The sequence below is a fragment of the Flavobacterium sp. PS2 genome (assembly GCF_046250155.1).
Taxonomy (GTDB): Bacteria; Bacteroidota; Bacteroidia; order Flavobacteriales; family Flavobacteriaceae; genus Flavobacterium.
In genome coordinates this window covers 2937410-2957443 of the sequence record NZ_CP176426.1, presented here as the reverse complement: position 1 = coordinate 2957443, position 20034 = coordinate 2937410, and the positions used below count along the sequence as shown (strand labels likewise).

15 protein-coding genes are annotated in these 20034 nt (G+C 32.9%); 7 read left to right on the top strand and 8 right to left on the bottom strand.

The features are described from left to right. Window positions 1-120: 120 nt before the first annotated feature. The 3 genes from ACJ6WR_RS12790 to ACJ6WR_RS12780 form a co-directional block, all read right to left on the bottom strand. Window positions 121-2346 (bottom strand): hypothetical protein, encoded by a 2226-nt coding sequence (locus ACJ6WR_RS12790; RefSeq protein WP_409415433.1) that lies wholly within the window; start codon window positions 2344-2346, stop codon window positions 121-123. 80 nt (window positions 2347-2426) lie between these two features. Further along, a complete protein-coding gene (locus ACJ6WR_RS12785; RefSeq protein WP_409415432.1) occupies window positions 2427-5114 on the bottom strand; it encodes a carboxypeptidase-like regulatory domain-containing protein in 2688 nt (895 codons plus the stop codon). Window positions 5115-5129: 15 nt separating this feature from the next. Then, window positions 5130-6038, bottom strand: a complete 909-nt coding sequence (locus ACJ6WR_RS12780) for a GLPGLI family protein (RefSeq protein WP_409415431.1) — start codon at window positions 6036-6038, stop codon at window positions 5130-5132. Between the two features lie 254 nt (window positions 6039-6292). Here ACJ6WR_RS12780 and ACJ6WR_RS12775 point away from each other — a divergent pair, with 254 nt between their 5' ends. Next, window positions 6293-7096, top strand: coding sequence for a hypothetical protein (locus ACJ6WR_RS12775; RefSeq protein WP_086893540.1), 804 nt, complete (start codon window positions 6293-6295; stop codon window positions 7094-7096). Then, window positions 7096-7710 (top strand): deoxynucleoside kinase, encoded by a 615-nt coding sequence (locus ACJ6WR_RS12770; protein ID WP_039112480.1) that lies wholly within the window; start codon window positions 7096-7098, stop codon window positions 7708-7710. Before ACJ6WR_RS12775 ends, ACJ6WR_RS12770 begins: the two co-directional genes overlap by 1 nt. Before the next feature lie 93 nt (window positions 7711-7803). On the opposite strand, the gene ACJ6WR_RS12765 is transcribed toward ACJ6WR_RS12770, so the two are convergent. The 5 genes from ACJ6WR_RS12765 to ACJ6WR_RS12745 all read right to left on the bottom strand — a co-directional run bounded on the left by ACJ6WR_RS12765 (window position 7804) and on the right by ACJ6WR_RS12745 (window position 15540). After that, complete coding sequence (locus tag ACJ6WR_RS12765; protein WP_039112481.1) at window positions 7804-10359, bottom strand: sodium-translocating pyrophosphatase; 2556 nt, start codon at window positions 10357-10359, stop codon at window positions 7804-7806. A gap of 112 nt (window positions 10360-10471) precedes the next feature. Beyond that, window positions 10472-11002, bottom strand: a complete 531-nt coding sequence (locus ACJ6WR_RS12760; RefSeq protein ID WP_035619852.1) for an inorganic diphosphatase — start codon at window positions 11000-11002, stop codon at window positions 10472-10474. 110 nt (window positions 11003-11112) lie between these two features. Beyond that, complete coding sequence (locus tag ACJ6WR_RS12755) at window positions 11113-11712, bottom strand: DNA-3-methyladenine glycosylase (RefSeq protein ID WP_039112482.1); 600 nt, start codon at window positions 11710-11712, stop codon at window positions 11113-11115. 282 nt (window positions 11713-11994) lie between these two features. Further along, on the bottom strand, window positions 11995-14496 hold the full coding sequence (locus tag ACJ6WR_RS12750) for a DUF5686 and carboxypeptidase-like regulatory domain-containing protein (protein ID WP_039112483.1): 2502 nt from the start codon (window positions 14494-14496) through the stop codon (window positions 11995-11997). A 63-nt stretch (window positions 14497-14559) separates the two neighbouring features. Next, on the bottom strand, window positions 14560-15540 hold the full coding sequence (locus tag ACJ6WR_RS12745; RefSeq protein ID WP_039112484.1) for a pyruvate dehydrogenase complex E1 component subunit beta: 981 nt from the start codon (window positions 15538-15540) through the stop codon (window positions 14560-14562). Between the two features lie 475 nt (window positions 15541-16015). Between ACJ6WR_RS12745 and ACJ6WR_RS12740 the strand changes: the two genes are divergently transcribed. The 5 genes from ACJ6WR_RS12740 to ACJ6WR_RS12720 all read left to right on the top strand — a co-directional run bounded on the left by ACJ6WR_RS12740 (window position 16016) and on the right by ACJ6WR_RS12720 (window position 20026). Further along, the gene (locus ACJ6WR_RS12740; RefSeq protein WP_039112485.1) at window positions 16016-16762 is read left to right on the top strand and encodes an electron transfer flavoprotein subunit beta/FixA family protein; all 747 of its coding nucleotides are present in this window, start codon (window positions 16016-16018) and stop codon (window positions 16760-16762) included. A 76-nt stretch (window positions 16763-16838) separates the two neighbouring features. Then, the gene (locus ACJ6WR_RS12735; RefSeq protein ID WP_039112486.1) at window positions 16839-17807 is read left to right on the top strand and encodes an electron transfer flavoprotein subunit alpha/FixB family protein; all 969 of its coding nucleotides are present in this window, start codon (window positions 16839-16841) and stop codon (window positions 17805-17807) included. Between the two features lie 167 nt (window positions 17808-17974). Further along, window positions 17975-18604, top strand: coding sequence for a bifunctional nuclease family protein (locus ACJ6WR_RS12730; RefSeq protein ID WP_039112487.1), 630 nt, complete (start codon window positions 17975-17977; stop codon window positions 18602-18604). A 62-nt stretch (window positions 18605-18666) separates the two neighbouring features. Then, complete coding sequence (locus ACJ6WR_RS12725; protein ID WP_409415430.1) at window positions 18667-19518, top strand: thymidylate synthase; 852 nt, start codon at window positions 18667-18669, stop codon at window positions 19516-19518. A 169-nt stretch (window positions 19519-19687) separates the two neighbouring features. After that, window positions 19688-20026 carry a 2TM domain-containing protein gene (locus ACJ6WR_RS12720; RefSeq protein ID WP_039112489.1) on the top strand — a complete coding sequence of 113 codons (339 nt, stop codon included), beginning with the start codon at window positions 19688-19690 and terminating at the stop codon, window positions 20024-20026. The last annotated feature ends 8 nt before the right edge of the window (window positions 20027-20034 follow it).

Below are 20034 nucleotides of genomic sequence, written 5' to 3'. Positions count from 1 at the left end.
CAATATTATAAAAGGAATTGCTTATATTTCTAAAATAATATATTATTGCATTAAAATACACCAAATGCACTTTTAAAAACCAAAAAAGCCTTTGAAGTTATCTTCAAAGGCTTTTTTAATCTAATAAGTTCCGTTTTGCATTTTAACTAATGTTTCCTGCATTTCTATCTTAGTTTCTTCTTCGACATCTTTAGAGAGTTCTACAGCATGTTGTTGCATTTTAATAGCCCTTTCTTTTTGTCCGTCTTTGTAATACAATTGTGCCAATGTATCCAGATAATACGGATCGTTCTTTTTAACAACCAAACTGTATTCTGACCATATAATTGCTTTCTTTATAGAACCTGCATCGTTTGAATGTAATACTGTATACCAAGCCACATCATTACAAAGATTAGTATGGTATTCTTTAAACTCTTTCCAATCGAAATAAGACGCAGTAACATCTGTACTATATATTTCGTCTAGTCTTTGGATAACATTCTCCTGCGTTGCCAAAACCTTATTAAAATAAGCGTCAAATTCTCTTAAATAGGTATTGCCAACATCTTCATTTACGGCATGTGCAGCTAAATAATAGAAATAATTTCTATAAGAATCAAAATTACCTTTTCCGCTAGAAATTAACTTCTTGTATGTTTCCATTACTTTTTCCGAATCGGATTTTGCTTCTGTATTTTCATCTACATACAAACTTGTGTTATTCTGTAAAGCAGTCGAAATTTCTGTGTTTATATTACCAATTGCAACACGCGACTCATCTTGAGCATTATATTCTGTACGCAGCGCTTCGATAGCATCATAATGTTTTATCAAGTAATCTATCGATTTAAAATCAGTATCGTTTAAAACTTTATCTACCGAAAAAACTTGTTTATTAAAACCAACACTTTTAATTTCCTGCAAGATAGCTTCGACCAAAATCATATTCGGTTTTGCGTCTTTTTGATGTGTCACAATAATCTTATCCCAAGCTTGTTGCGCTTCTTTTTTATCCAGATCGAATTTAATAAATTTAAAATCTCCTTCTTTAGGCTCTTCAGTACCATAATCATAATCGCTAATATTGCCAAGTGCTGCAACATCATTAAATGCTTTTATCAGTTCAGCATCACTGGCTTTTTTATTGGTAATTATTTTAGCAAAATTATTCTTTGCATAGGTTTTTTTAAATTTGTTAAATAAAGATCCATAATAAGAGAACATATCTGTTTTATCTACCAAAGTTGATTTTGCAGTTGCTAAAACAGCTCCGTTTTCATCCAATACAATTATACTTGGCGAATCTGTAATCTTGTTTTTCTTCAACCAGGCTTTATCACTTTTGGTCGCTAAATAATAATTAAATCTATCATATTGAGCATCATAAGCATCGTAAAAATTATATCCTATGCTCACTTCTTGAGCTATGACAAATGCATCAAAATCATCTTGAGCCGATTTATTATTGATATCATTATATACAATCAAAAACTTATCGCCTGTAGCTTTGGTTACTTTTATAGCATCTGCTAAAGATTTTTCTACTTTTAGTTTAAAATTTACTTTTGGGGCAAGATCATAAACCGCTGTAGCTACACTATCTGTACCAACTCCCCAATCTTCTGTAAGAAGCGGTTCTTTGCCTGGATAAGTCCAATCTGTAATACTTTTATTTTCCAGAGGAAGCAACTTTGTTTTTACTGATTCCTTATTAAGTGCTTTTGCATTTTGAAAAGTCAACGGATTTTTACCCGATATTTCAAAAACCACCAACTCATTTTTCTTTTTATCAAAAAAACCTTTTAACTCAGGATTATCAGAATACGGCTGATACTTTATCGCTACGCCTGTAGCTTTGGCAGGAATCTCATATTTTAATACTTTACTTGGGGTATTACTATCATATCCTTCATAAACAAGATATAAAAACTGAGCATGATTAATTTCAAAATTTAATGATGAATCTGCACTTGGGTCTCCAACAACTTCTATATCAGATATTTTTTGGTACTGAACTGGATCTGATCCGTTTTGTGTACCAATATAAAAACCATAATATAATGATTCAGCAAATTTAACTTTCAGTTTTCCAGCACTCTCCGATTTATCATAAGTGTAGTCAACATCAAAAACTACTCCATCTCTATTTTTACCTTTTAGCAATAATGAATCTTCTTTTACTTCATAATCACCTTCCAAAAATACCATTTCATACTTATTGTTTTCCAGTAGATTCAGTTTTATCTTTAACCCCTGATCATTATCTTTAGACAAATAAGAACCTTTCTCGAGAGTTTGGTTTTGTGCAAATGAAAATGATGTTACAAAAAAAAGCACTAAAGTGCCAGACAAAAAGTTTCGCATACAAATTGTAATTAATTATTAATAAGCTACACAAATATATCTTCTTTTTTTAGGATGAAAAAGAATTAACACACAAACAACTACAAATTATATTTCATCGAAAAGATTATATATCGAGGCTGAACCGTGTATTGCGAAACTCTGGTAGAAAACTGCGAAAAACTATCATCATTTAAATATTTTGTGTTTAACAAATTGGTAGCCGAGACTTTATACTCCCATTTACTATCCTTTTTTTGGTAAACCAAACTAGCATTTAAAAAATCGTATTCGTTATCGATTGCCTTATTCTTACTGTAATAATGGTAAAATTCATAATCGGCAACAAAAGAAAAACTTTCTAAAAAATAGTAATCCAGCTTAGCAAAAGGTTTATCTGTATAATAAGTAGAACCACTATATTCATTAACCAAAAAAGTATAACCAAATTCTAGATTAGGCAAATCTTTATAATTTGTAGCTGCTTTTACCGTATAATTTTGGCTAAAGCTTTCTGTTACTGAAGGTGAGTCGTTCTGGATATTATTAAACTTAGACCAGTTTAAACTCGCATTTACGGATGCTTTATAGTTCTTTAAAAATGAACGTCCGTAACTTCCCAATCCTGAAAAAGTTTCGTCGGCTAAATTAGAATTATAAGGCATCGAAGATTGGTTTATTCCTGCAAAATCAGACTTCGTTTTTACAGCATCTACTTTTTTGGTATAGGTAGCATTGGCAAAAATATTCTCAAAATTGAACATATTGTATTTAAAATAACGCAAAGAATGTACTTGAGAAGTTGCATTCTCTAAGAATCGATTCCCTTGAAACAAATTACTATAATTAGACAAAACGTAACCAGAAGCCAACTGATTAATATCGGTAAAATTATTGCTCAATGAAAAATCATAGGTTAATGTTTCTGATTTTTTTATCTGATACAAAGCAAACAAATCGGGTAGAACTCTAAAAAAATTCTGCGAATAACCAGACCCTAATTGGTTATTTTCCATCTTATATGAATGTACACTCACTCCTGGAGTAAAGGTGAATTTACCCGCCAGAATTTTGTAATGCAATCCTAAGAACACATCATTAAAATTATAATTTACCTGATTATTATTTTCTGCAGCATTTAAATCATTGGTTGTGCCATCATCCAAGATTTGAAAAATATGAGAATTAAAATTTTGATGAGAATAGGTGTTCCCAATCGTCACGTTAATATTGCTCTTAGGAGTTACCATATAATAGTAATCGAATTTAGCATCTAGTTTATTTGTTTTCACAAACCGATTCTGATTCAAATCATTTCTATCCTGACCTGAGATATATCCCGATAAATCAAACGGCTGACTGTGCAAATTGGCATTATAAAACGGGTTCTCATCCTGATATAAATACTGGGCTTCAAAAGCAAAAATATTCTTGTCATTTTTGGTATAATACAAACTCAAATTTTGATTAACTGATGTTGGATCTTGCTTTTTCTTTGTAAATATATTCTCGGTTGTAGTCGTATTATCTACAATCGATTCTCGCAATAAATTACTATTCTCTTCTTGTTTGGATAGTTTTGTTAAAACATCATAATCAAACTGAAATTTTGCGTTTGGTTTATAAGTCGAACTTAATTTAAAAAGTCCCAGATTATTTTTTTGATGTGTTAGTTCATCACTTTTTTGTTGATCTCCAGATTCTAGTATTGAGATTTGAGATTTAGTTTCGAGTTCAGTCGTAGCCGAAGAAATAATTCCGAAACCACTTAAACTCCAAGATTTAGTAACATTATAAGTAAAATTAGTAGCTCCAAATTGGGTTTCGATTTCTTTTGCTCGATTATTTCGCAAAAGCGAAATTCCTAAATCATTAGAAGAAACATCAAAACTACTTCCACCTTTTTTCATCATACTCCTAAAACCGCCCGTAAACTTAAAATAATCCTGAATCGTAAGAGGCAATTCGCCTATATTATTAAAATTGGTAATCACATTAATACTATACTTCGGGCTATAATAAAACACTTTCGGGTTAATTACATACCGACTATCGAGTTCGCCAACTCCTATTCCCGCTGTCATATCTCCAAACCAAAAATTATTCTTTCCTTTTTTAAGTTTAATATTCATGGCTACATTATCCTGATCATTCTCTAATCCTTTTAATGCACCAACTTCATTATAATTTCTTAGCACCTGTACTTTATCAATCGCATCAGCGGGAATGTTTTTGACTCCTAGTTTTGTATCTCCATCAAAGAAATCTTTGCCTTCGACCATTAATTTAGAAACTTTTTTGCCTTCTACTTCTATTTCACCATCAGCGTTTACCTCAACTCCTGGCAGTTTTTTCAAAACATCTTCTAGTTTTTTTTCTGTTCCAGATTTAAATGAATCTGCGTTATATACAATCGTGTCTCCTTTTATAGAGACTGGCATTTCGCGCACAATCTCGACTCCCTCAAGTTCTATCCCGAGGTTATCCAAAACAATATTCTGAGAAATATTTATAGATTGTGTTGTAATTATTATCTCTTTAGATTTCATTCCGAGATAACTAATTTTTATGCTGTAGGATGAATTTGGTTTTAAACTCAACTGAAACCTTCCTTTATCATTGGTTATTCCGTACGAATCCATTGCTTTGGTTCCTATATTAACAGCCATAATATTAGCCATTTCTAACGGATTTTTCTTTTCATCCAAGATAAAGCCATCGTATTTAATACTTTGAGATAATGATATGGTTGTAACCAAAAGAGTAAAAAATGAGAGTATGTTTTTCATTATAATTTGAATAAATTATCTAACTATAAGAGTTGCTGCTCCGCCTGATCTGCTACGATTAGGATGCATTTCCCGAAATTCTTTCATTTTCTTTATTACAATTTCATCATATGCTTTCTGAGAAGTTATTTTACCAGTTGTTGGTGCTTTTATTGCAACTTTATCTTTTGCATTCAAAACAATTTTAGAGCATAATATAATGGTTCTCCCATCATTAATTTCTAATATTAAACCTGGTAAACCCCAATAATTCTCAGGGCCTTGGTTTATAGGAATATCTGGCGTATACCAAGCAGTTACAATTATATCTTTAGGAACGTCAAAACTCTCCATGAAATTTGTTCCTTTCTCTTCTTTCTTAGGATCCTCTACTTTTGTTGATTCTTCATTTTTAGTATCAGGATTCTTGGGTCTAACATTTCTAATATCTGCTTCATTAACTGTTTTAACCATCGTGGCTTTATAACATGTGTAACCTCCTATTTGCTTGGTTTCACCCTCTAGTTTCCATTTTATATTTGGCAATGAATCCACGACTAAAAATTCTTTTCCCATAAATTCTTTATCAACAGTATACAATTTAACTTTTACATTTTTATAAAAAGTTCCGCCGCTGCCCATCATAGAACCCATCATTCTAAAACCTCCACCTTCTTGTCCTCCCATATCTAGCTTTTCTTCTTCTTTATAAATCGAAGCTGACTGATCAAAATTAAGTATGAATGTTTTTTCGAGCATTTTTTTCATGTGCTCTTCCATGTCTTTTTGCATCTCGGGAGTAATATCTCTGTTGCCTTCTATTCCATTAAATTTTGGAGCTTGTGTTTTAGACTCATAAATTGCCATTCCCTGAAAGTCTTTTTGTGCCTGTGCCTGATAAAATCCAAACATCACAATAAGTGTAAAAAATATTTTATTCATCATAGCGCTATCTTTAAAATGTTTCTATCTAATTATTAGATTATTAACCAAAGCTATTACTAATCTTAAAGTCTAAAAAAACTAATATATCAATTGCCTGAAACGATAGACAAATGTGGCTTTAAACAAGATATTCCTAAAAAAAGTAGTGCTGCATAATCATTCCTAGTCCAAATATTTATGCTAAAGCAAATAGCAATTGAGTTTTTTTGTAATTTGGCCTATTCAAAATCAGAGTTATTAAAACCAAAACAACAATGTATAAAAACTTGATACTTCTGATTCTTATTTGCTCCTTTTCAGCAGCTTTTTCTCAGGATAAGAAAATCCAAATCACTACTGTAAATAGTATAACTTTTGATGCTGATCAATTTTCAGGAACCGATACTTTTGGCTTTGTATATTTAATAAAAGACAACCGTTTTATAAAGACAAACGGTAAAGATGCCTACGAATATAAAAACATCTCTTTAGGAAAGATTACCAAAGCTGATTTAGAAAATCCGCTTAAAGTTGTTTTATTTTATGAAGATTTCAATACTGTGGTTTTATTAGATAATCAGTTTAATGAAACTAGCCGAATTAATTTTTCTAAAAATACAACCCCAATCCTCGCTTCTGGAGTTGGGATTGCTTCCCAAAACCAGCTCTGGATTTACAATACATTAAACCAGCAAATTGGTCTTTACAACTATTTAAAGGATGAGTATAAAACTGTTTCAACTCCACTTTCAGGAAATATAAAATACTATCAATCGAATTTCAACGTTTTTTATTGGGTAGACGAAAAGAACAATTGGTTTTCTTGTGACATCTTCGGCAAAGTTATTGCTTTTGGGAAAATACCCGATTTTGATGCTTTGACGATTCTTAACAACAATCAATACATTTACAAAAAAGCTAATTTGTTGTTTTTTAAAGACATCAGTACCCCCGAATCAGGAGATCCTTTGCAAATTGAAATTTCAGAAAAAACGTTTGGTAATTTCTATTACAAAGACCAAATTTTATCTATTTTTACAATTGGAGGAATTACAAATTATAAAATCATAATACCGTAATGCACATAGCAATAGCAGGAAACATAGGCGCAGGAAAAACAACTCTAACCAAATTACTGGCTAAACATTTTAAGTGGGAACCCAACTTTGAAGAAGTTGTCGACAACCCATATTTAGATGATTTTTACCATCAAATGGAGCGTTGGTCATTTAACTTGCAGATCTATTTCTTAAATACCCGATTTCGCCAAGTGCAACAAATTCGTGAAAGCGGTAAAAAAGTTATTCAGGACAGAACCATTTACGAAGATGCTTATATTTTTGCTCCCAACTTATATTCTATGGGATTAATGACTAGTCGTGATTTCCAGAATTACACTTCATTGTTTGAACTAATGGAAACATTGGTAAAACCACCCGATTTATTAATTTACTTAAGAAGCTCTATTCCCAACTTAGTTGGACAAATTCATAAACGTGGTCGCGAATACGAAAACTCTATTTCTATTGATTATTTAAGTCGTTTGAACGAAAGATATGAAGCTTGGGTTCAAACATACACTAAAGGAAAAATATTGATTATAGATGTTGACAACATAAACTTTGTTGATAATCCTGAAGATTTAGGAGATATCATTAATAGAATTGATGCCGAACTAAACGGATTGTTTTAAAACATAAAAAAAATGCCTCTAATAATTTAGAGGCATTTTTTGCTTTTAGAACTTTGTCAAAGTGTAAGTATTCAAGATTGATAAGTCATTTTATTATTTCAAAGCATCAATTTGAGCATTAACCTCATCTGCTGTTCCTTTAAAAACCTTTTCATCTACTTTACCATTTGTTGTCGTTCTAACCGTTCCTACAACCTGACCATTCACGTTTACAATTTCTACACGAACTGCATCGGTTTTGGTGTATTTAGTTGTATCAAAACAATCCGTTTTTTTATGAAGGTATTTTCCGTTTGCATCATAGTTAGCTAAACATTTTGCAGTTTCTTCTGGACTGCATCCTTTCTCTTTACACATTTGTGCACATTCTTCTCTGGTCATTGTTGCCATTTTTGACATATCGCATTTAGAATGTCCGCCATGCATTTCTGTTTTAGCGCAACAAGAACCTCCTTCTGCCATTCCCGAAGCCGAATGTCCTTCGCCTAATATCGGAGCAATTACCAACCCGATTAAGCAAGTTAGTTTTATCAAAATATTCATCGATGGTCCTGATGTATCTTTAAATGGATCTCCAACTGTATCTCCTGTTACGGCTGCTTTATGCGCATCCGAGCCTTTATAGGTCATTTCTCCGTTAATAAGCACTCCTGCCTCAAAAGATTTTTTTGCATTATCCCAAGCTCCTCCTGCATTATTCTGGAAAACTGCCCAAAGAACTCCCGAAACTGTAACTCCTGCCATATAACCACCCAACATTTCGGCGATTAATTGGTTATTGCTTCCGTAAACTAATTTCCCTAAAAGAACAATCGCAATAGGAAAACCAATCGTTAAGATTCCTGGAAGCATCATTTCGCGTAAAGCTGCTTTGGTCGAAATATCTACACATTTTGCGTATTCTGGTTTTCCAGTTCCTTCCATGATTCCTGGGATTTCTCTAAACTGGCGACGTACTTCGTACACCATATCCATCGCTGCTTTCCCTACAGAATTCATAGCCAGAGCTGAAAAAACTACAGGAATCATTCCTCCCACAAAAAGCATTGCCAAAACTGGTGCTTTAAAAATATTAATTCCGTCAATTCCTGTAAATGTTACATACGCCGCAAACAGTGCCAATGAAGTTAATGCTGCCGAAGCAATTGCAAATCCTTTTCCTGTTGCTGCTGTAGTATTTCCTACTGAATCCAGAATATCTGTTCTTGTACGAACTTCTTTTGGTAATTCGCTCATTTCGGCGATTCCACCTGCATTGTCAGATATTGGTCCAAAAGCATCAATTGCTAATTGCATTGCTGTTGTTGCCATCATTGCAGATGCTGCTAATGCCACTCCATAAAATCCTGCTAATGCATAAGATATCCAGATTGCTGCAGCAAATAAAAGTACAGTAGGAAATGTAGAGATCATTCCTGTTGCCAATCCTGCAATAACATTTGTTCCTGCGCCTGTACTTGATTTTTGTACAATTGCCAATACTGGTTTTGTACCCAATCCTGTATAATATTCGGTAACTGAAGAAATAGCTCCTCCTACGATTAATCCAACAATGGTAGCATAGAATACTCTGATTGAAGAAATATCTTTAGAACCTTCTCCAAAGAAACTCATTTGCATGGTTTCTGGTAACATATATTGTACTAAAAAATAACAAGCTATTGCAGTTAGAACAATCGAAACCCAGTTTCCTATATTCAATGCTTTTTGTACTTGTGCTTCTTTTGCATTATCATCTGTAATTTTTACTAATGTCGTTCCAATAATAGAGAACAAGATTCCGAAACCAGCAATTGCCATTGGTAATAAAATTGGTCCGATTCCTCCAAAAACATCTTGGATATTCCCACCCATATCTTTTATTACATAATTACCCAGAACCATTGCTGCCAAAACTGTAGCAACATACGAACCAAATAAATCGGCTCCCATTCCTGCAACATCTCCCACATTGTCACCCACGTTATCTGCAATTGTAGCTGGATTACGAGGATCATCTTCTGGAATTCCAGCTTCTACTTTACCAACTAAATCAGCACCTACATCGGCAGCTTTAGTATAAATACCTCCTCCTACTCTTGCAAATAATGCGATCGACTCGGCTCCTAATGAAAATCCTGCTAATGTTTCCAGAACTTTTGTCATATCTTCAGATGAAGTCCAAACTCCACCCATAAATACCTGAAAAAATACTATAAAAAAACCGGTTAACCCTAAAACAGCTAATCCGGCAACTCCTAATCCCATAACGGTTCCTCCACCGAAAGATACTTTTAATGCTTGTGGCAAACTAGTTCTTGCTGCTTGTGTGGTTCTAACATTGGTTTTGGTTGCTATTTTCATTCCCATATTCCCAGCTAAAGCAGAGAAAAATGCTCCGAAAATAAAAGCTACTACTATTAATATATGTGTGGTGGGAACTATAAATGAAATTCCCGCTAAAACAATACTTGCTCCAATTACAAAAAAGGTAAGCAATCGATACTCGGCTTTCAGGAAAGCTAATGCTCCTTCATAAATATGGTCTGAAATGGCTTTCATCTTGCCATCGCCAGCATCTTGTTTTAACACCCAAGTCCTTTTTATTGCCATGAAAAGTAATCCTATAATTGCCATAACAATTGGCAAATAAATCATAAATGCATTCATAATTTTTAATGGTATTTTGGTTAGTATTAGTAATGTAACTAAACGAATTTAAACAAAAAAAGCAACACTCTTATCTAAGTGCTGCTTTTTTTATAATAGAATAGGATAAAAATTATTTAATACTAAATAATCCCTCTGGTTTATTTTCGATATCATTAAAACGTTTAGTACATTCTGCAATGATATTAAATGCTTCTGTTACATCTCCCCAACCTTCTACATCTACTTGTTTGTTTTCAAGATCTTTATAAACCTGGAAGAAGTGTTCGATTTCTTTTAATAAGTGTGGATTAATATCCGAAAGGTTTTCTAATGAATTCCAGATTGGATCAGAAACTGGTACACAAATAATTTTCTCATCTGGTCCTTTATCATCTGCCATATGGAAAACACCGATTGGTTTTACTTCCATAACACATCCAGGAAAAGTAGGCTCATTTACTAGAACTAATACATCTAGTGGATCGCCATCAAGAGCCAAAGTTTCAGGAATAAATCCGTAATCGGCTGGGTACATCATTGAAGAGAATAACATTCTGTCGAAACGCATTCTTTTTATTTCAAAATCGTACTCATATTTATTTCTGCTTCCTCTTGGTATTTCGATTAATACATCGAAAGTTGTTAGTTTGTCTGCGGTCATTTTCGTTTTTTATTTTTTCTATAATTTCGATTGCAAAAGTAGTTAAAGAATCCTTTTTTACAATGAAAAAATCCATTAATCTATGCACTTTTCTTTTAAAAAACAGGCAGTTAATAGGTAATAGTTCTTTTTCTTTTCTTTAAATAATAATGCCAAAGCAAATATGTAGCATAAGAACGATATGGGCTCCATTGTGAGGTAAGGTTTTCCATCTCTGTTTTGTCGTGAATATCAAGCAATTCTTTGATTGTATTTATGACAGCGATGTCTCCAAGCGGAATTAAATCGGGCTCCTGAAGACAGAACATCAAATAAATATCGATGGTCCAATTCCCGATTCCTTTTAGTTTTATAAGTTCCTCACGAACTTCTTTGGCTGATTTGGTAGCAAAACTTTCAATATTGATTTCATTATTTAATATCGCTAAAGCTAATATTTTAATGTACGCTGTTTTTTGTCGGCTTACACCCAAAGCACGAAACTCTTCATCGGGTAAGATTACTAATGTTTCGGGATTACAAGTTGTATATGCTTTAATTTTTAAAAATGTAGCTTTCGCTGAATCTATAGATACTTGCTGCTCTAGAATAAGCAAAACCAATGTCTCGAATCCTTGTGGTCGCTTCGGGATTGGTGGCAAGCCATACTCTTTAATGATTGCCTGAAAAATTGGACTTTTATTTGAAAGATAATCGATAGCTTCTTGCATACCTGTGAGTTTTTTAGCCCCGATAGAAGTGGAAATCCTTTTGTTTTTTCTTTAAAAAACAAAAGATTGAAACGGATAGCGGGAATAGCTCCTAAAATTAATTAAAAAAAACTCGCAAAGTTTTCTTTTCACGCAGATTTGGCAGATTAAAGAGATCTTTAATTAGCATTGAAAAAGAATAAATTTGCGTGAAACAAAATATTAATCATACAAAAACGCCAAGTCTTAAGAAATTAAACTTAGTGACTTGGCGCTTTACAAGATTATTTTTTTATCTAAATATTAGAAGTAAAATCCGAAAGATCCTTTTACTGCAAATTTATTAGCATCTGGTGTATTTAGATAACTTCCTCTCCAAGAGAAATCGATACGGAATACTTTAAAAATATTCCCGATTCCTGCGCTGTATTCCCAATACACTTTTTCGGGTGCATTGTAAACCAAGCCTGATGCATTAATTGCTCTGTTTGCATCCGAGATTGTTCCGTATACTGCTTTGGCACCAATAATTTCTCTCCAATTGAGTTTACGCATAAATGGAATTCGAGCAAAAAGTCGTCCGCCAAAATTATGATCCCATTGCAAAGTCGTGTATTGATCGGTTACAAACTCATAAAAATTCAGGTTACTAAATGTATTCTCAATTGTAAAGTAAGTCTGGTTACCCGGGATTACACTCATTAATCCTAACGGAATTGTTCCGAATGTTTTTCCTGTTTCCAAAATAAGGTTTGTACGACCAAGCGGACCAATAATTATAGGTTGCTTGTAATACAACTGAACTTTTTCGTATTTAAAATCACTATTCAGTACGCCTTTAAATCCGTGGCTGTAATTAATAAAGAATCTACTAAACGGACTGTCAACGTTATTTCTTTCAACCCCAAAACCAATTGTTTTACGATTTGGAGTGTATTCTATCTGAATATTTGCTTCGGATTGTTTTACTTCACTTTCTATAACTCCCGCAGGATTTGTGGCAGAAGGTAAAGTTGTATAATAATCTAAACTAAAAGTTGGCGATGCTGACTCTAATGTACGATATGATAATCCTACCTGAAATGTTAGGTTCTTGATTGGTTCGATTTCGGCAGCAACATTGGTTAAATTAATGTTGGTTAATTTCCCATTGCTTCCTGTTGTGAACAATGCTGATGAAGCGAAACTTCGACCTAAAACATCATTGGTTGTGGTTAAACTAGCTCCAATTTGCTCTACATCGCGCCTGTTTCCTCCCGAGATAATAAGACGATTCTTTTTATCGACCATCCATTTTCCCGAAACTCCATATTTAAACTTATTATCTTCAAAACCATATGCGGTATATGCTTGTAATCGCCATGGGTCATTTGGTCCAAAATAAGTTCTTCCTCCTACTCGTACACGAACTCCTTCGACTTCGTTATATCCAAAGGTGGAGAATATCGGTCCGTAATCAAACTTAGGAAACTCTACATATCCACTACCAAGTATAGAAACTAAGCTATACAATTGCTTAAACTTCTTGACCGTTTGCAATGTATCGAGCATTTTATAAACACCTTGCTCGTCTTTGGTCAGTTTTTCGAATCGGTTTTCTTCCCAATATTCATCAGGCCTATTATAAACTTCGTTATCTATATAGTTAACTTCTTCTTTATAAAAAGCTGCTGGTTTTGATATATTAAATTTATGATCTCTATAAGAACTCGTTCTTTTTCCATAGACACCTTTTGAACTTTCTTTTTTGTTTAATGCAAAATCCGACATCATATAATCTCTCGTAAGAAGAAAGATTGAATCACTTACTACATCAAATTCTTGCTCGATATAAATATCTTTTACCCAGTTAATATTGGCACTTTTTGTAACTGCCATATTAATTTTCTTGATTGCAAATGTGGTATCGTTTACCCAAAAATCTCCTTTAAAAGTTAATTCGTTTTTACGTCTTGGATAAAACACGATATTATAACACCATTTGTTATCGATAAATGTACTGTCTTTTAAAACATAGTTATACACATCGATTCCTGTTGTAGATAATGGGCTTGTAAAGCTTTTATCAAAGAATGTAAGGTGATTGTCGTAAATATTGTATTCAGAATATAGGTCTTTTACAAAAGATAATATTTGCTGGTTGTTATTAAACCCAGAAGTCTTACTTCCTTTTATTATCTCTTTTACTTTCTTTATATTATTATCTCCATATACATCATACAAAGATTCATTTATAAAAATAGGTAAATATGTTTTTCCTGTAATTTTAGAAGTATCCACCTGTTTAAAGATGAATTCCATTCCTTTAAAAATCTTATTTTTCATGAAGGCACTATCAATGGTATTCATATCGAATTCCACTTTTTCGTACTTCTCCATTTGGTATTGTTTAAACTGGTATAATCCGTTTTTACGTTTTCGCTCCCAGATTTTTCTAAGGATGTCAAGCGCAGGATTATTTTTTTTAGAAGTTTTACCAGTAAAGATTACTACTTCTTTTAAACTTTCGGCTTCGTTCAGTACTACTTTAAAGTTGTAGTTTACTGCTTTCTCTAAAGTAATTTCTTTTTCAGAAAAACCTGCCGATGCAATAATTATTGTAGTATAAGTATTTGCCGATTCTAAATAAAAACGTCCATCTTCATTAGAAACAATTCCTATATTGGTTCCTTTAAAAACTACGTTTGCAAACGGAATCGGTTGATTGGATTTATCTAAGACGATTCCACTCACTTTTGTTTGTGCAAAAATGCTATTCACAAATGCGAATAAGAAAAATAGACTGAGTACAATTATTCTTTTCATAATCCAAAAAAAAACTTCATCAAATAAGAAAATGATGAAGTTTTATTAGTATTGTTAATTTTCTTATTTTTTATACATTACCTTCTTAACTGCTTTTATGACATCACCTGAATTTGGCAACCAGTCTTTAAGCAATACAGGAGAGTAAGGTGCAGGTGTATCTGCAGTTGTAATACGTTGTATTGGCGCATCAAGAAAATCAAAAGCTTGTTCTTGTACGATATATGTAATCTCAGAAGATATACTTGCAAATGGCCAAGCCTCTTCAAGAATTACTAAACGGTTTGTTTTTTTAACAGAAGTTAAGATTGCATCTTTATCCATTGGACGAACTGTTCTTAAATCGATAATCTCACAAGAGATACCTTCTTTAGCTAATTCATCTGCTGCAATAAATGCTTCTTTGATAATTTTTCCAAAAGATACGATTGTTACATCAGTTCCTTCACGCTTAACATCAGCAACTCCTAGAGGAATTGTATATTCTCCGTCTGGAACTTCTCCTTTATCACCATACATTTGCTCAGACTCCATAAAGATTACAGGGTCATTATCACGAATAGCTGATTTTAAAAGTCCTTTTGCATCATAAGGTGTAGATGGAACTACAACTTTAAGTCCTGGTGTATTTGCAAACCAGTTCTCTAAAGCTTGAGAGTGTGTTGCTCCTAATTGACCTGCTGAAGCAGTTGGTCCACGAAAAACGATAGGCACATTAAATTGTCCTCCTGTCATCTGACGCATTTTAGCAGCGTTATTTATAATTTGATCAATACCAACTAAACAGAAGTTGAAAGTCATATATTCTACAATTGGACGACAACCGTTCATTGCAGATCCAACTGCAATTCCTGTAAATCCAAGTTCTGCGATTGGAGTATCAATTACTCTTTTTTCGCCAAACTCAGCAAGCATTCCTTTTGATGCTTTGTATGCACCGTTGTATTCTGCAACTTCTTCGCCCATTAAATATATGGATTCATCGTGACGCATTTCTTCACTCATCGCTTCGCAAATGGCCTCTCTAAATTGTATTGTTCTCATATTTTATATTGTATGTTGTAATTTTCTGAAAAGCAAAAATAAATATTTTAAATTACTTAAATGCATAAATTTAGTTTAAAAAACAAGAAGTACTTGCTATATGGATGTTTTACTAGAACTTTAACTTTTGGCAATCAAATTTTTCCAGTTACGAAATCGATATATTACACTTATAAAATAGTTACACCCTTCTTATTTATTTTTTATTTTGTTAGAAATTCCATTTTAAGGAAATAAAATTCAGCAAAAAAGACTCCAATATTTCTTTTTTTCAATTGTTATTGATTCTTTTTAAGTCATAAATATTTGCTTAATAACCACTTTTTCAGGCATAAAAAGCAACATTATTCAAAATTCAAGTCCCATTTTACGAAAACGTAATAGTTTTCTAAAATATTATGCATGCATAGTAAATTATTCGGATTATATTTCTAAATTTGTGGAAACGTATTTAGAAATAATAAAATATATACTTATGAAAATATTAGTTTGCATCAGTCATGTACCTGATACTACTTCAAAAATCAACTTTACCAATGGTGATTCAGAATTTGATACCAACGGCGTACAATATGTAATTAATCCTAACGACGAATTTGGCCTAACACGTGCAATTTGGTTTCAGGAGCAACAAGGCGCTACGGTTACTGTAGTAAATGTTGGAGGTCCTGATACTGAACCAACTTTACGTAAAGCATTAGCAATTGGAGCAAACGAAGCAATTCGTATTAATGCAAACCCAACTGATGGTTTCTTCGTAGCAAAACAACTTGCAGAAGTTATCAAAACTGGTGGTTACGATCTAGTAATTGCTGGAAAAGAATCATTAGATTATAATGGTGGAATGGTTCCTGGAATGATTTCTGGAATCTTAGGATACAACTTTTTAAATTCTTGTACAAATATAACTGTTGACGGAACTAGCGTAAAAGCAGTTCGTGAAATTGACGGCGGAAAAGAAACTGTAAGCACATCTTTACCATTAATTATTGGTGGTCAAAAAGGATTAGTTGAAGAGAAAGATTTACGTATCCCGAACATGAGAGGAATTATGACTGCAAGAACAAAAGCGTTAGCAATTCTTGAACCTGTTGATGCTCCTGTAAATACTAAAGCGGTTAAATTTGAAAAACCAGCTCCAAAATCTGCAGTAAAATTAGTTTCTCCAGACAATTTAGATGAGTTAATTAATTTATTACACAACGAGGCGAAAGTAATCTAGTAATCAGTTTTTAGTCACCGTTTTCAGTTACAATAACTTTAAACCTAAAACTTTAAACTTTTAAACAAATAAAATCATGTCAATATTAATATATGCAGAATCTGCAGAAGGAAAATTTAAAAAGGTAGCTTTTGAATTAGCTTCATACGCTAAAAAAATTGCCGAATCATTAGGAACAACTGTTACAGCATTAACTATAAACACAAGCGACGTAAGCGAATTATCGAAATACGGAGTTGATAAAGTTCTTAAAGTAACTAACGATAAATTAGCAGGTTTTACTGCTAAAGCTTATGCTGACGTTATTAAACAAGCAGCTCAAAAAGAAGGTACAAAAGTAGTTTTACTATCTTCTAGCACAGACAGCATTTATCTTTCATCATTAGTTGCAGTTGGCTTAGACGCTGGATTTGCATCAAATGTGGTAGGATTACCTGTAAGCACATCCCCTTTTCAGGTAAAAAGAAATGCTTTTTCTAACAAAGCTTTCAATATTACAGAAATCAGTACAGATGTAAAAGTATTAGCTCTTGCTAAAAACTCTTATGGTATTTACGAAAGCGCTGGTGCTGCAACTGCAGAAGATTTTAATCCAACAATTGGTGACAATGATTTTGGAGTAAAAGTAGAATCTGTAGAAAAAGTTACTGGAAAAGTATCTATAGCAGATGCTGATATCGTAGTTTCTGGAGGTCGTGGATTAAAAGGACCAGAAAACTGGGGATTGGTAGAAGATTTAGCTGCTGTACTTGGTGCTGCAACTGCATGTTCTAAACCAGTTTCTGATTTAGGATGGAGGCCTCATAGCGAACACGTAGGACAAACAGGTAAACCAGTTGCAACAAACTTATATATTGCAATAGGTATTTCTGGTGCTATCCAACATATTGCTGGTATTAACTCATCAAAAGTAAAATTAGTAATCAATAATGACCCAGAAGCTCCTTTCTTTAAAGTAGCAGATTATGGTGTTGTTGGTGATGCTTTTGAAATTGTACCTAAGTTAATTGAGAAATTAAAAGCATTCAAAGCGCAACATTCATAGATTTTAAAAAATTCTATACTAAAATAATGCTACCTAAAAATAAGATAATCGTATCTTTGCTTTAGGTAGCTTTTTTGTTCCATATTTTTTGATTAAAATTGCACTTTTATTTTTTACACAAAATTCTAATTAAAATGAGGTAGTAATACCTTTTACGTCTGCAACTTATGAGCTTAGTTAAATTATCTATAAAAGGAATTTCATACAGTCAAACTCAAAATGGCGCTTATGCTTTGATTTTGAATGAAGTTGATGGCGAACGAAAGTTACCAATTGTAATTGGTGCATTCGAAGCGCAATCAATTGCTATTGCTTTAGAAAAAGAGATAAAACCACCTCGCCCATTAACACATGATTTATTCAAAAACTTTGCAGAACGATTTGATATTGTTGTTAAGCAAGTTATTATCCACAAATTGGTTGATGGAGTATTCTATTCCAGCTTAATTTGCGAAAGAGATAAAATTGAAGAAATAATCGACGCAAGAACTTCTGATGCTATAGCATTGGCATTGCGTTTTAATGCTCCGATATTTACTTATAAAAACATATTGGATAAGGCAGGAATTTATTTAAAGTCAAACTCTATGGAGAGCGATAAGGATTCTCAAGAAATTGATGATGTTCTTTCTAATCCAGAAACATTTGGTCGCGAAGAAGAATCTAATCAATCTGGCGAAACTTATTCTAAACACACAACTCAAGAACTTAACGAATTATTAGAGCAAGCTGTTCTTCAGGAAGATTATGAAAAAGCAGCCAAGATTCGTGATGAAATTTCGAAGAGAGAATCATAAAGCAATACGCTTTACGCTACAAGCTTAAAGCCTATAGCATAAGGCATAAAGCCAAATAAAAAATGAAACAATACTTAGACTTAGTACAACATGTTCTTGAGAACGGTTGTCAAAAAGGAGATAGAACCGGAACTGGTACAAAAAGTGTTTTTGGATACCAAATGCGTTTTGATTTAAGTGAAGGTTTCCCAATGGTTACTACCAAAAAATTACACTTAAAATCTATCATATACGAATTGCTTTGGTTTTTAAAAGGAGATACTAATATTAAGTATCTACAAGAAAACGGAGTTAAAATTTGGGATGCCTGGGCAGACAGCAATGGAGATTTAGGTCCTGTTTATGGACACCAATGGCGTAATTGGAATAGTGAAGAAATCGACCAAATTTCAGAACTGATTACCGAACTTAAAACAAACCCAAACAGTCGCCGAATGTTGGTTTCTGCTTGGAATCCATCGGTATTGCCAGACACAAAAAAATCATTTGAAGAAAATGTAGCCAATAACAAAGCGGCTTTACCTCCTTGTCATGCTTTTTTTCAGTTTTACGTAGCAAGTCCTGACCTTGAAAAAGGCGAAACTAAAGGAAAATTATCTTGCCAATTATACCAACGAAGTGCCGATATCTTTTTGGGAGTTCCATTTAATATTGCATCATATGCTTTATTAACTATGATGATTGCACAAGTTTGCGACCTGGAAGCTGGAGAATTCATCCACACTTTTGGAGATGCACACATTTACAATAACCATTTTGAACAATTAGAATTACAATTAAAACGTGAACCAAAACCATTACCAAAAATGGTTTTAAATCCAGATATAAAAAACATTTTCGATTTTGATTATGATGATTTTACCCTTATAGGTTATGAACCACATGCAGGAATCAAAGGTAGTGTTGCCGTATAAAAAACATCAAAAATAACAACAATCCGCTTTAACGAGCGGATTTTTTTTATCTCAAAAAGATGCAAACCATGCTCTTTCAAGAGCAAAATCTCTTACAGGATAAATATTCAACTATCAAAACAGTCCTGTTTCAAAATAAATTTTATCTTTATAATCTAATATTTTACTCATGGAAAAGGAATTACACGAGCAGTATGAATACGCCAGAAGAAGAATTAAACAAAAGAAAACACTTTATTTCCATTTTGTCTTATTCCTTTTAGGAAGTTTATTTTTATTTATTGCCAATCGGTTTTTTAATGTCTCAAATGGGCAAACTTGGTACCTATGGATAATTACCGCATGGTGTTTTATTTTTATTTTACACTTTATAAAAGTATATATCACCGACCGTTTCATGAATAAGAATTGGGAAAGAGAACAAATTGACCGACTTGTTGCATTACAACAAAAAAGAATAGCTCAGCTAGACTCAAGCATAAATGACAATACCGAAAACAAACTTTAGTTCGAAAC